Source organism: Nocardia sp. GTS18 (assembly GCF_013839555.1).
GTDB lineage: Bacteria > Actinomycetota > Actinomycetes > Mycobacteriales > Mycobacteriaceae > Nocardia > Nocardia rosealba.
On record NZ_JACBIU010000021.1, the window covers coordinates 47,819 to 62,105 of the forward strand.

11 protein-coding genes and 1 pseudogene are annotated in these 14,287 nt (G+C 65.0%); 3 read left to right on the forward strand and 9 right to left on the reverse strand.

Features of this window, described 5'->3' with window-relative positions:
* Positions 1 to 19: 19 nt before the first annotated feature.
* The 6 genes and pseudogenes from HYG95_RS17325 to HYG95_RS17355 all read right to left on the reverse strand — a co-directional run bounded on the left by HYG95_RS17325 (position 20) and on the right by HYG95_RS17355 (position 3,367).
* A complete protein-coding gene (locus HYG95_RS17325; RefSeq protein WP_220139534.1) occupies positions 20 to 814 on the reverse strand; it encodes an SAM-dependent methyltransferase in 795 nt (264 codons plus the stop codon).
* Positions 811 to 1,526: pseudogene (locus tag HYG95_RS25195) on the reverse strand (DUF5753 domain-containing protein). The gene HYG95_RS17325 and the pseudogene HYG95_RS25195 overlap by 4 nt, the downstream one beginning before the upstream one ends.
* Before the next feature lie 206 nt (positions 1,527 to 1,732).
* Entirely contained in the window at positions 1,733 to 2,251 is a 519-nt protein-coding gene (locus tag HYG95_RS17340; protein WP_181698995.1) for a hypothetical protein, read from the reverse strand.
* 173 nt (positions 2,252 to 2,424) lie between these two features.
* Positions 2,425 to 2,568, reverse strand: a complete 144-nt coding sequence (locus HYG95_RS17345) for a hypothetical protein (protein WP_181698997.1) — start codon at positions 2,566 to 2,568, stop codon at positions 2,425 to 2,427.
* A 74-nt stretch (positions 2,569 to 2,642) separates the two neighbouring features.
* The gene (locus tag HYG95_RS17350) at positions 2,643 to 3,122 is read right to left on the reverse strand and encodes a DNA-directed RNA polymerase subunit beta (RefSeq protein ID WP_181698999.1); all 480 of its coding nucleotides are present in this window, start codon (positions 3,120 to 3,122) and stop codon (positions 2,643 to 2,645) included.
* On the reverse strand, positions 3,119 to 3,367 hold the full coding sequence (locus HYG95_RS17355) for a hypothetical protein (protein ID WP_181699001.1): 249 nt from the start codon (positions 3,365 to 3,367) through the stop codon (positions 3,119 to 3,121). The genes HYG95_RS17350 and HYG95_RS17355 overlap by 4 nt, the downstream gene beginning before the upstream one ends.
* A 422-nt stretch (positions 3,368 to 3,789) precedes the next feature.
* Here HYG95_RS17355 and HYG95_RS17360 point away from each other — a divergent pair, with 422 nt between their 5' ends.
* From HYG95_RS17360 to HYG95_RS17370, 3 genes are all read left to right on the forward strand, one after another.
* On the forward strand, positions 3,790 to 5,202 hold the full coding sequence (locus HYG95_RS17360) for a hypothetical protein (protein WP_181699002.1): 1,413 nt from the start codon (positions 3,790 to 3,792) through the stop codon (positions 5,200 to 5,202).
* Between the two features lie 8 nt (positions 5,203 to 5,210).
* Complete coding sequence (locus HYG95_RS17365; protein WP_181699004.1) at positions 5,211 to 5,681, forward strand: hypothetical protein; 471 nt, start codon at positions 5,211 to 5,213, stop codon at positions 5,679 to 5,681.
* Between the two features lie 62 nt (positions 5,682 to 5,743).
* The gene (locus HYG95_RS17370; protein ID WP_181699006.1) at positions 5,744 to 6,472 is read left to right on the forward strand and encodes an HAD family hydrolase; all 729 of its coding nucleotides are present in this window, start codon (positions 5,744 to 5,746) and stop codon (positions 6,470 to 6,472) included.
* Here the strand turns inward: HYG95_RS17370 and HYG95_RS17375 are convergent.
* The 3 genes from HYG95_RS17375 to mobF all read right to left on the reverse strand — a co-directional run bounded on the left by HYG95_RS17375 (position 6,466) and on the right by mobF (position 13,985).
* Positions 6,466 to 7,734 (reverse strand): hypothetical protein, encoded by a 1,269-nt coding sequence (locus HYG95_RS17375; protein ID WP_181699009.1) that lies wholly within the window; start codon positions 7,732 to 7,734, stop codon positions 6,466 to 6,468. The genes HYG95_RS17370 and HYG95_RS17375 overlap by 7 nt on opposite strands.
* A 355-nt stretch (positions 7,735 to 8,089) precedes the next feature.
* On the reverse strand, positions 8,090 to 12,850 hold the full coding sequence (locus tag HYG95_RS17380) for an AAA family ATPase (protein ID WP_181699011.1): 4,761 nt from the start codon (positions 12,848 to 12,850) through the stop codon (positions 8,090 to 8,092).
* Entirely contained in the window at positions 12,822 to 13,985 is a 1,164-nt protein-coding gene (gene mobF / locus HYG95_RS17385) for a MobF family relaxase (RefSeq protein WP_181699012.1), read from the reverse strand. The genes HYG95_RS17380 and mobF overlap by 29 nt, the downstream gene beginning before the upstream one ends.
* Positions 13,986 to 14,287 lie beyond the last annotated feature (302 nt).

The window sequence follows — 14,287 nt, forward strand, 5'->3', positions numbered from 1 at the left end:
GGTGTGTTCAAAGCCGCTATCAGGACAGTTGTCCGACGGCGGCGTAGGCACTCAGATCCCAGTTCTCGGGATGCTGAGGCCACAGGGCGCTGTGTTCGGTCTCGAAAGGCCGCCACCGGTGCGGTGCGACCAACCCGGGTTCGGCAAGCCGGTACGGGGCCAGCATCGTGGTGATCGTGTCGAGGTCGCGAGGATGAAACGCGATGCCCACCCCGTCCAAAGCCCGGACGGCGGAACCGATGTCGTCGTCGGCGAGCTCGCCCGTGATGTGGCTGAACACGATCCAGGTCCCAGGTGGGAGCTGGCGGGCTAGCGCGCCGAGCACGTCCGGTGCATCGCTGAGGAACTCAGCGGTGCCCGACAGGCAGATCGTCAACGGCACGGTCGAGTCCATGACCGCAGTGATATGTGCGAGGACAGCGGTGATGTCAGTGAGGTCGACTTCGCCAACGAAACCGTTCGGGTCTTTCAATAGGGCGTGGGCGTGGGTTGCGACGAGCAGGTCGTTGTCGATGTAGAGGGTGCGGGCGTTGCTGTTCGCCCGGGCAGCGACATCTCCGATATCCGGTGCCAGCGGGAGACCGCAACCGAGCTCGACCACCTGGGTCACCCCGTGCGCAATGCTCAGGTACTCGACTGCGCGGCGGGCGAATCGGCGCGCTTCCGCCATCGCGATCGCAAGCTGGCCGGCGAGCAGGGGCTCAGCGACCACGCGATCGACATCGTAGTGATCCTTTCCGCCCATTAGCGCGTTGCACACTCGTGCGGGATTGGGATTGCGGGCGTCGAGCACCGGAATGTCGGAGGTTTTCACGTCCTCACCTCTTCGAGGTTGCCGCGAGGACCCGGACGTCTACTGACCACCGCGACGAGGGATGCGGGGGTGAGGGTGTCCGGGCCTCGCGGCCGGTCGGATGGATCAGATGCCGGACTCGCCGTGGGCGGCCAGCGCCCGGGCCAGGATGGAGTGGGCTTCTCGCCATAGACGGCTGTGGCGGCGAGCAACTCGAAGGTTCGTTCGACCAACTCGACCTCGCGGGAATCGGTGTACTCGGCCGGCCCCGCGATGCCCTCACTGTCGACACTGGTGGTGTTGCTGATGACGAAATTGATTGCCGGGGCGACGAAGTCGGCGTTGAGCGGGATGATGCCGATTCGGACGTGGTCACGGGCGGTCAGGATGTCGATCAGGTGCCGGATCTGGGTGACCATCACCTCGGGGCTGCGACCGTCAGGCGCAGCGCACGCTCGTCGATGAGCATGTGGAATTCGTGGCCGGGCTGGTCGAGCATGCTCTTGCGTTCCAGGCGGGCGAGCGCGGTTGCTTCGCTGTCGTCGGCCAGTCCGAGTACGGCCGAGCACTTGGTGAGGATCGCGCGGGCGTAGTCGTGGGTCTGCACCAGTCCAGGAAGGATGGTGGGGCTGTAGCTGCGCTGGCTCTTGGTGTCGGCCTCGCGGGGAATCAGGCTGCGCTGCAACGTTTTCAGTCCGCCATCGGTGACGTTGTACCAGGTCGTATTCGCCATCTTCTAACCCTTCTACGATATTTCAATGGACATGATTGGTGGAAAGGGATCCACCGGTGTAGTCAGGTGAAGTCGGGGTAGGCGCCCCCGGAGGTCGGGGCTGTGGACGGCCTCCGGGAGCGTTTCCCCACCCTCGGGCACGGCCGGGCTCGGGGGTCGCCGGGTGTTGGTCCGAGGTATTCAGGTGGTCGGTGTGGTTGGCCGGTTCAGGCCAGGGTGATCTCGCTGATCAAGGTGGCCCCGTCGACGCTGCGGGTGGTCACGGATTGGCGGGCAATCCAGGGTTCGATGGTGGGCCGGTATTCGGTGACGGTCACCGCCCACCGGTCCGAGCCACCGGTCAACGGGGAGATGCTCACGCAGTGGCGGACGTCGGCGGGTACGGCATTGATCCCGGCCTGCAACTGGTCACCGGTGGCCAGCACCGAGTCGACTGTCAGGAACCGGCGCGCCGCCTCGGCGGATCGGTCCACGTAGTAGGCGTGATTGAAGCCCAGGATCGCGGCCGGGCCGCTGCTGGCATCACCGGCACCGGACCCAGTGACGGTGTCGGCGAAAGTGGCTTCCTCGCACTCGGATTCGGTGGGACGCGCGCTGCCGTTCGGGGCCGTCGCGACCGCTGCCGCTGCCAGTGCGGCGAGCGCGGCGAGAACGGCCGCCGCGATCCATCGGTGGCGGTGTGGGCGGCGGTTCGGGGATTTCGGGGTGTCGAACTGCGCATACATCGTGTTGCGTCCTTCGGCGAGAGTTCACGGGTTCGGGGTGGCCCCGGAGTCGCCGGGAAGCGACCCGGGGCCGCCTTCGCACGGGGCCGGGTCCGGGCGAGGTGTCGTGTGGGTCTCGCCGGGTCGTCGTGCCAAGGCCATTCGGGTAGTCGAAAAGGGTTGTGTTGTAGGGGTCAGGGTTGGAGGAACAGCCGCTCGTTGGGTAGGCGGGGTAATCCGGTGCAGCGACCGGGGTAGACGGCGACGGTTCCGGGGCGGTAGGCGGCGACGTCGCAGACGAAGACCAGGGCGGCGGTCAAGCAGGCGGCGAAATCCATTCGGACACTGGATATTCGGACCGTGAGACGAACATCTGGTTCGTCTGGGCGTGGTGACTGCCTGCCGCTGTGGTTCATCGCGGGACCGGGCCTGATAGGCATGCTCGGGCGCATTCGAGCACGACCGCACCGGAGGGGCGGAACACACCGGTGGCCGGAGACACCCAGATGCGTGTCATCAGCGGGTCCGGGGTCGGAGACGGCAACGCGATGTCGCCCTCGCGGATGACGACCACCCGCGCCCGCCACAGTTCCGCGATCACGGCGGGGTCACCGATGGGCCGCGTATCGGCTCGGACCAGGAAGGTCCACATGTCCGCGCGAGGGTGGCCGATGACCGTCAGTGGTGCGACACCGCGCATGTCGAGGCTGGTTTTCACGCGCTGGGCGAGTGGGGTCGGCATCATGATGGCGCCGATCAGCCCGGCCCGCATCGTGATCCGGCCGGTCGTCGGGTCGACCACGGTCGGCAGCGAACAGATGTGCCGGTAGAACTCGCACCGCGAGCGGGGTGTCTCGGTGAACGGATGAGCGGGTGTGCTGGTCTGTGTCATTGGAGTCCCCCGGATGGTCCGGTCTCGATGCTGGCGCCGGTCGTGTTCGGCGTGGAGCCCGCAGGTGTACCGGTCGGCCACCCGGCGGCTGTCATCGCGTCGAGTTGTCTCATGAGCGTGGACAGCGATCGGTCGAAGGTGTGGGGGACCTCGGCATCGGGGAAGTGGTCGGTCGAAGTGCCGCCGCCGGTCTGGTGGTGCCTCGCCGCGGGCGGGTGCGAGTTCAGCTCGTTGAGATCTCTCATGTGCGGGCCTCCCTGATGACGCTTCCTGGCAACGTGGGGCACCCGTTGAGCGTTTTCGCCTCGGATTCCCTGGAACGGGTTCCGATTTCAATCGTGGCCGCCGACCGCATCTGCGGGAACCGCGTAGTGGTGGCGTACCGGTCGCGTACTGGTGGCGTTTTCCGAGCGGATCCTGGAAAGTGGGGGGCGGCGTGACACGAGGGGTGCGTGTATTCGCCTGAAATGGGTCTGGCCAGCATTGGATCACCCGCCTACGGTTGGATCGCTGGAAGTTTGATTCCGCCCAGTACCGGGCGCACAACCAACCTTGCTGCCCGACAATTCATCTCGGAAGTCCATGCAGGTACACGCGGTATATGCGGTGGTACACGCTCGGTACACGCTGGTACACAACCTCTTTCCCGAGGGACCAGGAGTCGACTATGAAGAAATGGACAGGAGCGGACGCGGCGGACTTGCGCGAAGCACTGGACCTGTCACACGAACGCTTCGCGGTCCGCGCGAGCATCCACATCAACACGATCAAGAAGTGGTGCAAGCGCCAGGAAACGATCACGCTCCGCGCCGAGCACGCCGACCGGATGCAGGCCGTGCTCGCCGCGGCAACCCCAGGGCAGCGAACGAAGTTCGACCAACTCCAAACCCGGCGGGCCCTCGCGCCCGGCACCCTCGAGGTCGACCCTGATCCGGCGATCTGGAAGGCGTCGTGCGAGGACGTCGCCGACGACCTCGCACGGAAGGACCTTCTCGTGGATCGCCGCGAAGCCGGGACAACCCTCATCGGGGTCGTCGTCGGCGCGTATCTGCTCGAACCGCTCGAACGGTGGCTGCGCCAACCGCGCGGCACCACCCGCCCGGCCCCGGTCATCACCGGCAGCGGCACTCAGGAGCTCGACGAACTCGAACACGCCGCCCAGCTGTTTCGCGCATGGGATGACAAGTTCGGCGGCGGATTGCGGCGCAAAGCCGTCGTCGGCCAGCTGTCGGAGGTGAACGACATGGTGGCCGCCGAAACCAACCCCGGTCGACGCCAACGCCTCGGCCACATCCGCGCTCTACTCGCTGAAACAGCCGCCACCATGTCCTGGGACAGCGGCGAACAGCACACCGCGCAGGGCTACTACATGCTCTCGGCACGCTCGGCACGTGAAGCCGACGACCCGGGGCTGTTCGCCAACGCACTCGCCGGCCTCGCGCGCCAGATGCTGACCCTGCAACCGCAGAGCGAGGGTCTCGACCGGATCGTCTACTCCCGCGACCGCGCCAACGATGCCCTCGAACTCGTGCGCCTCGCTCACGATGTCGTCGGACGGTCGATCACCCCGACCACCCGTGCTCTTCTGCACACCCGCGAAGCGTGGGCATACGCCAAACTCGGGCGGCCCGCTGCCTTCCACCGGGCCGCCGACAAAGCCCAGTCCGCCTTCGCTGACGCCTGCCCGGCCGACGATCCTTACTGGTTGCACTACTTCGACGCGGCGGAATTGTCCGGCACACTCGGTGGCCGCCTGCTCGAACTCGCCCGCACCGAGCCCGGGTTCGCCGACGCCGCCGCCGAGGCGATCACCTCGGCCATCGCGTTGCGTCGGCCCGAACGCTGGCGATCCAGCGCGCTGGATCGGCTCGGAATCGCCGAGGCCAGACTCATCCAGGGCGAATACGACGAAGCTCTCCGCCTCGGCGAAGCCGCCATCGAGGACGTCAGCAAGACCAACTCCCATCGTGTCCAAGCGAAAGCCCTCGAGGTGTACCAGCGCACCGGCGAATGCGGCACCAGCCGACCGGTCATCGAGCTGCGGGACATGCTGCACCCACTGGTTCGCTCCCCGGCATGATGGGCGGCATGAGGATCAGCGTCACCGGACACATGAACATCACCGCCGCGACAGCCGACCTGGTGCGCAAAGCGATCATCGAACTGCTCGCCGGTACCCCGGACCTGGTGGGGATCTCCTGTATCGCCCGGGGTGCTGACAGTGTGTTCGCCGAAGCCGTCCTCGATATCGGGGGCCAGCTGGAGGTGGTGCTGCCCTCAACCAACTACCGTGAGGCGAAGGTGAAGCCGGACCATCTCGCCCAGTTCGACGCGTTGGTCGCCCGCGCCACGACGGTGCGGGTCATGGACTTCGACAATGCGGGCCGCGAAGCCTACGAAGCCGCGAACGAGGCCCTCGTCCGGGGCGTGGATCGGATGATCGCGGTCTGGGACGGCCAGGACGGGCAACGCGCGGGCACCGGGACCGTGGTCGAACTGGCGCGCCAACGCGGTATCCCGGTCGACATCGTATGGCCCCAAGGCGCAGCGAGAGACTGACAACGTCAACGGCCAGTGCACCTCCACAGGCCGTACACCGCCCATTGAAAGAAGTGGTGAACATGGTTGAGACACAGGCGGGACTGATCGTCTGGGATGTTGACGGCACGCTGATCCCTGCGGACTTGCGTTGGCTACGACGGGCCGTGGCGCGCACTTACAACATCGAGGAGTCTGCTGTCGTCTTCCCCGAATCGCGTGTGCACGGCTACACAGACGAATCGATCGTCGTAGACACCGCCATAGCCTCCGGGGTCACCAGCGAAGCAGCTGAGGAAGGCTTCAGCAGGTACTCCGAAGTATTGATGGAGGTCATGTCCAGCGGTGCGGCGGAACTTGCTCGCGACCAGGCTGCCTACCCAGGAGCTGCTCGTACGATTACCGCCTTGGCTGAACAGGGTTATGTCCAGACGGCCCTCACGGGCAACTTGCGGGTTTCGGCTGAGTTCAAGCTCGCGGTTGCGGGCCTCGACTCACACCTGGACTTGGATATCGGTGCTTTCGGCTCCGATGCGCGGGAGCGGTTCGATCTGCCCGCGTTCGTTGCGGACCGGTTTCTAGCAAAGTACGGGCACCCGATCGATCGTGCGCGAACTGTCATCATCGGCGACGCGCCGAACGATATCGCGACTGCTCGCCACGCCGGGTTCGGTGTTGTTGCCGTAGCTCACAGATTGACTCGCGAAGAGTTGTCGGAGCATTCGCCGGATGCGATCGTCAACGAGTTGAACCCGGAGGCGATGTTGCACGCGATCCGCTCAGCGCAAGCGACCGTTGGGATAGATCAGTAGCCGGAAATGCTGTCTATCCGCTCGACCAACGCGAGAACCGGCCTTTCGTCTTGCCAGGGAGCCATTCTTTCGATGGCTCGTTGTGCACGCTCGATGCCTCGATGGTTGCCCATAGTCGCCAGCGCGGCGTAGGTTTCGCCGAGGACTCTGCAACCTTCTTCGAGCTCGCCGGACAGAGCGTACGCGCTGGCTAGGTCCACGTGGGCGGCGAGGGCAACGTTGGGGCTGTCCATCCCCGGCGTCGCCAAGGCTTCGTTGAGCGCGGCGATCGCTCGTTTCGGTCGACCCAGGAGAAGTTGGCACGTGCCGACATAGACTTGGATACGGGTGGTGTTCCAGTCGCTGAATAGTCCGGCGCGGTCATTGTCACCGATCTCGTCGGCCGCGCGCTGTGCTCTGGTGAGTGCTTGCTCGCATTCGTCGCGCAGTTCCAGCACTGCGTACGCTTGCGCTTGCTCGGCTCCGATTCGTGCTCGCGCGGCAGGTGGCAGGTGATCGGAGAAGTCGGCAGCCTCCCTGAGTGTTCGGAGGCCGATCACGACATCGCCATCCTTGCCGATCAACGTCGCAGCGTCGGATCGAAGGTTGCTCTCGAATATCCGCGCGATGCCGCTCATCGTCTTGTCTTGGAGTTCGTCCGCAAGTTTCCGGGCGAATGCGCAATGGGTGTGTGCCATCGGTCGTTCACCGATCGCACTCCACACCCGGCTCGCCACAACGGATGCCTCGCCCAGTAACGCTCCAGCGTGCTGCCTTACACGCTCGTCGGTTGCAGTGCGAAACAACGCGGCGATGGCGTCTCGGTGAGCTTCGATCGGTCCAATCAGCGCGTCGGGTGCGATGCTTTGTCGCTGACCAGCCAACAGGCTCGTGATGGCGGCGAAACTACCCAGGGATCGTTCAGAAGCTGCTCGCGACCGTATCGTCGGCGAAGTCGAATTGAAATCGACCGCTGGGACGGCATCCTGGTCACTCTTCACCGGCGAGCAGTCCGTGATCTGAGAGGTGGCATGATCCTCCATTGCACGTGTGGTCTCCCCGCGTGAGCCAGGGTGTCGGCTCTTCCACGCGGCTTCACCTTCTGCCACGATCTGATCGAAGCGTGCTCTGTCCGCTGGCGTCGCATGTTGTGCGTAGGTTGTATCCAGGATCTCTTGCGTCCCTGAGCGTGGTGTGACCATGCTCAGGCCCGAGCGCCAATTGTTGATCGTCGTCGTCTCGACTCCCAGCAGGGCCGCGAACTCCCGGTTCGACTTGCGCATCGACTCTTGTAGCGCGACCGCTTCGAAGCCGGTCCATCCCCGCCCTCGTATCATCGCCGCCCCTACTTTCCAGCCTCTGACCTGGGAAATTCAAACGATATGGTCACGGTACCCGACCGCTGTGCGGTCCACGCCGATGTTGCTGAACGGCCGGCGGACCTATGGCGTCAGCGTCAGTACCGCGGCGGGTATCAGCAACGTGACGAAGATGAGAATCCAGGCCAGACCCGCAAGCTGGCTGCGCGCGCCGTCACCTCTTTCATTCGGTCGCTGAACTTCGCTCGGAAAGGAGTCGGAGTGAGGATCAGATGGAGTGCGTACGTATGTAACCGAAATTTCTGACTCTACTTTGGGGTTACAGGCCGTGGCCCGTTCGGGGACTCGGCGCCTGCTCGTGCATATAGGAGTTCCCGATTGGGCTGAAATCCTCTGCTTTTGAGTTGAGTTCGGCTCGGGCGCGTTCCTCGCGTCGTCGTTGCGGGTGTGACAGCCCGTGACGTCGCTGTTGTTCTGCACGGTGGTCGGCGAGTTCGGAGCCCAGGCCGGTGTGTAGTGCCGCGGTTGCTTGTTCGCGTTCGTTGGCCGCGCTGTCGGCTGCGCGTGTTTGTTCTGCGAGCCGGCGGCTTTCGTCTTCGGTGGCGGTGCGTTCGGCGCGGGCGAGTAGTTCGTTGGCGTGACGGTTTGCTGCTCGCGCGGCGTTTCGGATCTGCTCGTGCGTTTCGCTGCGCTCGCGGTATTCGCGGACCAAGGTGTTGATGTGCTCCTGTAGGGTCTTGCGCTGGCGACGGCGCGTCACTGGCAGGGCGTCGAGTTCTTCTCGTGCGGTGTCGAGTGCGTCTGCGGTGGCGTGGAGTTCTTGGATAGCGGTGTCGAGTTCATGGGCGTGCTGGCGTGCGACGAGTTGTGCGTTCTCCGCTGTTCGCCGGTGCTCGGCCACGGTCGGGTCAGGCATGGTGGCGAAGTCGTCATGCCGGATAGGGCTGAAGAATTCGGCTTCGGTGGCGATGTTGCTGAGCCGCTGGGTAAGTCCGTCGATCGCCTCGGCGAGCTCGCGATCGGAGAGACGTTGAAGCGGGGCGAGGGCCGGAAGTGGTTGTTGGGTGAGCGGGTTGTCGGTCAGCCATTGCTCGATGAGTCTGCGTCCGAACTGATCGAGTGTGCGCCAGTCGCGGCGCAGGATCGCTAATGCCGCAGGTGCAGGGTGGGTTTCGGCGATGTGGGCGCATCGTGCGGTGAGATGTTCTGCGGGGTTGTGTTCGGGGATGCCTGGCCGTTCGTTGTCGCGGCAGTCGTGGCACAGGCCGTCGTCGGAGATTCTTGGGGGCACGGGGGAGCTGGCATTGGTGGGGCGTTCGATGCTGCAATCCACACATGGCAGGCCAACGATGGCGGGTATCGCGGCCAGGTCGTAGTCGATCGGGAATCCACCCGCTGCTGACCGGGGGCCGCTCATCGGCGCCAGATTGGGGCTGTCGACAGTGTCGGCATCGTCGAGGTAGGTGTCGAGCATGTCGTTGCCTGCGGCCTGGATCGGGTCGAAAGCCGCTGGTGTGATCGTAGGGTCGAAGCGTTCGCGGTGGTCGTAGACGGGCCGTGGTCGGTCGTGGTCGGGTTCGGTCTCACGGCGGAAGGTGTGCGGATCTGTCGTGGGTGTGCATGCCTGGATCAGTGCTTGGTTTTGTGGGAACTGTTGTGCGGCCCAGCGGAGTCGGGCTTGCGCGACGGGGAAGCTGTACTGGTAGAGGGTTTCCGAGACAGCGGTGAGAACTGCCTGTTCGTCGTCGGATAGTCCGGTGTTGAAGGTTCGGAACGCAGCGACAGCGTCGGCGACTCGGCCGGTCGCGAACAGTGTGGCGATGCGGTCGATGCCGGTGGGGAGGTCGTCCTCGGCGGGTTCAATGATAGCGGCGGCGACAGGAGCGTCCTCGGCTTGGTACTTGGTCGGCTCGGCTTTAGCGGCGGTGGCTGTGGGTTCGCTGTCGACGTCCGGTGTGCTCGGCTCAGGCGCTGCCTGTTCAGCGTGTTGGGCAGGTGGTGTCGGTGTGTGGTGGTGCAGTGTGTCGATGCGCCAGGCCAGTGCTGCGGCGAGTTGGTCGGGCCGCAATGGTGCGGCGTCGTCGGGTTGGGCGCCTTGGAGCAGTTCGTAGGCGGTGAAGAGCAGATCGCGAGGAGACCAGGTCTTGGTAGCGCGTTCGACGGCGGCGACGACCCGAGGCCAGGCCGGTTCGGTGGTGAGCTGCTCGGCCGTGTCGGCGCCGAGGACGGCTTCGAGGTCGGGTAGCCAGGCAGGGCGCAGAGGGTCGGTGCCGGAGGTGTCGAGGGCGGATGGTTCCAGTTCAAGGCGTGCCCACAGTGCCGCGGCGGGCATCTCGTCGGGTAGTGGTCGTTGGGCCGCGGCGTCGGTGAGCAGGGGAGTGATGTCGAGTCCGGCGCGGTCGGCCAGATCGATCTTGTCGGCCACGACCGGCCACAAGGTGTCTGTGCTGATTCGAGCATCGATCTCGTCGACAATGTCGGCCCACCGATTGCGTGGCGGAGTCGGGTCACCGTAGGCATCGATGACGCGTTGTTGCAGATGCTTCTGGTGCAGGCGTTCGAGGTCGGTGTAGCGGTCCGGCCCGGTGGGGCGGGTGTCGGTGTCGGGCATACCGAGCCCTGCCCGCCACACCGCGAGTTCGCCGAGCAACGCGGGATCGGTCCCGAGAAGTGGGCGCGCCCACGCGGGTGCGGTGGCTGGTGTCCACCGTCGCGAGGTGTCCCGGATTTGTTCGGCGAGGGCGGTCACGATCCGTTCGCGGGCCCGAACAGGTTCGGTGAGAGAGTCATCGGTGACACCGTGGGGTAGTCCAGGTGTCCAGGCCAATGGCCCGGTGCCGGCGGAATGGGCGCCGGTCGGGTCGAGTCGCCAGTCCAGCACCGCCGCGGGATCATCGGCGGTATCGAGCTCCCGTTTACCTGCGGCGGTTCGGAGTGCGGCGACGGGGTCGGCGCCGGTGAGCGCGATCAGGGCCAGGTGTTGACGCAGGACCGGGTAAGCGGGGCTCTCGGTCAGGTCGGGATGAATGGCGTCGGCGGCGCGGTCGAGTTCGGTGAGACGGTCGCTGCCGAGGGCCTGTTCGGCGGCCAGGCCGAGGGTGTCGAGGTAGATATCGACCGCCCGTCCGACGCGCAAGGCAGGGTCGAGGGCGTCACGAAGTTCGGTGTGTGCGGATTTCTGTGCCCCGTCGCGAGCCAAGACGCGCTGTAGAACTTCCACCGCGGTGCGGGGGTAGACGGCGGGTTCGGTGTAGATCGAGCCTTCGGCGCCGTCGAGTGCGGTCACGAGGTAGGCGTGGTTGGCGTGGATCCCGCGGGTCATCGCGACGTAGAACTGTTGGCGGGATTCGCGCCCGGACAACGCGACATGGCAGGTGTCGGCGGTGATTCCCTGCGCGGAATCGATCGTCGCGGCGTACCCGAGCTGCACATGGTCGCGCACGTACTCGGCCGGAAGCCGGACGGTTGTGTCGCTGTCGGTGCCGCCGCGTCGATGCGACACCGTCACTGAACCGTCCTCGTGGACGGCGTTGATGGTCCAGGAGTAGCCGTTGCGGACCCAATCGGTGTCGCCGAAACGCAGCTTCGGGTTGTTGCGTCGGGTGCGCACGGTGTCACCGACAGAGCCGCAAAGTCCGTCCGCGAGGACCACTTCCGCCTCTGGTTTCGTGTCGGTTCGGGTGAGTCTGTCGGCGCGGGCGCGTGCGTTGAGCGCGGTCACGACCTCGTGTGTGGGTGCCAGCATGACCGCGTCGCGACCGGCGTTGTGGTCGGTGGCCCAGGCGGTGTAGGTGTCGTCGTAGACCGATCCGGTGTGCCCGGCGTGGATGCGGTTGTTGTCCAGATACCAGGCCAGCGCGGCTGGGTCGCCCTCGCGCAGCCCGATCGACGCGGTTGCTTCGCCGGTGGAGGCGAACCGGACGACGTGTGACAGCGTCAGGGTTTGTTCGGGGGAGGCGGCGTTCATGTCGGCGTCGGCGCCACCGGCGTCGATCGCGGGCAGTTGCTTGTCGTCGCCGATGCAGCGCACGGTGGCGCCGCGTCGGGAGAGGAACTGCAGCAGTTTCAGGCGTTTGGTGTTGCCGAGTTTGACGTGCTCGTCGACGATCACCAGCGTCGTGTTGTCGATATCGAGGACCCACTGCGGCAACGACGGCGGATGATCCTGCACGATCGTCGGTGAATCCGCACCAACGGTATGGCGATTGATGACGTCGAGGAGCTTGTCGACGGTCTCGGCGCGGGTGCCGATCGACTCCCCGAGAACCGCGGCCGCCGCAGCGGTGGGGGCCATGCCGAGGACGGTGCCGCCGCTGGAATGCCATGCGTTGGTGAGGACTTGCATGGCGGTGGTCTTGCCGGTGCCGGCCGGAGCGTTCGCAGTATGCACGCGCAACCCGGACGTGGCGAAGGACGAGATCACACCGACCTGGCCGGCATTGAGCGGCCGATCAAAATGCGTGGTGTTGTAGTACGCGACCGCTTTGGCCACCAACTCGGCGTCGAGGACCCGGGCGCCGGGCTCGATAGACAGCTCAATCAACGCTGCTTCGACATCCAGGGTGGATTCGGTGGCGTAGACCTGCGAGTTCGCGCGCGTGTGGACCGACGTGGTGTCGCTGCGGCGCAACCATCCGGGTACGGCCCGCAATACCGGTTGTTCGGTGAGGTCGGGGTCACCACGCGCAACAGTCGACGGCGGTGACAGTGCCTCGGCGACGACCCTTTCCGGAATCCAATTCCAATCGGCGGAGGCAATCTGGCCGCGGAGTTGGCGTTCGACCTCGGCGCGCAGATTGAATACCCCCCAGGTCGAACGCCTGGCTGACACCCCGGCCAGTGCACGTTCCGCAGCCGAGGAGATGAACGCGGCATCGGGATCCGGGCGCGGTGTCGGCTGCACCGACACCGCTTGAGCCACGATGTCTTCGACACCGTCACGGCCTCCGAATAGTTGCCTGGCCTGTGCCGCCCAGGTGTCGCGTTGCTCGGCGAGTGAGGTCGAGAGGTGTTTGGTCGGGCGGGTTTCCAGCGTCGCGCGATCGGAGAGGTCATAGATCTCCTTTCGGTGATGGTTCACGCCCGAAGGTCGTCTGGAATGCCGCGGTGAGCTGGTCTAGGCGGGCGACGATGGCGGCGCCCCGCTGTGACCAGGCTTCGATCAGTTCCAGGGGAATGCCGACGATTTCACGGATCTGGACTTGGTCGGGGGTGCGTCCGGGCCGGGCTTCGAACTGCAGATTGAGGTCGGTTTCGAGGTGGTGCTCGATGCGAGAGTCGAAGATTTCCGAAGCGGTGACGACGGCTTCGTGCAAAGTTCTGGAGTCGATGGTGCGCCATTTGCCGTCGAGGGTGCGGACACGGTTGGCGATCAGGACATGGGTGTGCAGATCGGGATCCCCAGCGCGGCTTTCTCGGTGAGTGAACCCCGCAGCGACAACCCCTTCGACGTCGACCTGCCGGATCCCGTTGCGGCCCAGGCGAGTGAATACCGCGTTGTGCTCCAACCAGGACAACGCGTCCTCGATCGCGCGTCGATGTGCGGCCTCGATCCGCTGCGAAACTTCAGGTGACGCGAGAGCCCATAGGACTGAGACGCTCTTGACAGGGCTGAAGGTGATGTCGAAACCAGCGACGGCTGCGTGTTTCGGGCGCGAGTTCTTCGCCACCCATCCCGACAACTCGCGGGCATTCAATGGTGCCCGTTCGTACTCGGTAGTGAACATTTCTGTCGCGACTTGCGTACGGATCTGTGCGCGCTCGTCATCGGGGATTGCGGTAGCGGGTGGGAGGCTTTGTTGGGAATTGTGTGCGCGAAAGGCATCTGAGCACTGTTGCCGGTACTGCGAGTGGGCTTCGTAGACGGCGAACTTGTTCCCCAGTTTCGATGCCTTCTCCGCTGCCCGAGTGGCTTCGCGGTCGTTGGCGCCGAGGGTGATCTGGTACGCGTAGACCTGCTCTTCGATCTGTTCTGCGTTCGGGTGGATGCCCAGTCCGAACAGTGACTTCATCTGCGACTCTGTCACTTCCGCGCCCGGAAGGATGTCGAGCGCGGCGAGTCCGCTGCCCTGCCAGCGCCCGGGTGCTTCGCCGTGTGCTGAGTAGTAGTCGGCCAGCGAGGAGCGTCCACGTGCGGTGGTGTCGTTGGCGGCGATATTGCGCAAGTAGTAGAGGTATCCGTTGCCTGCAGTGACTCGATGAATTGTTGCGACCATGTCCTCATTTGTCGCCGACGAAATCGCTTGTGGCAAGGAGCGAATTTCGCTGTGGTAAGTGATGGGAAATATTGAGAAGCATTGGGGGGGCAACGTAATCGAATCGTAATTCCGTGATGCCAGACGTCTGCAGGTGAAAAGGTGCGGAGAAGAGAAGTGTGGGAGTGATGGGGAAGGTGGGGGTCGGGGCGTCAGTGTGCGGAGCGTGGAGCGCGAGGTGCAGGTGCGTTGGAGAGATGACGTGAGCAAGGAGTAGCAGCGGGGACGCGGAAGCAGAGAAGTGAAGACGAGCGACCCGCCAA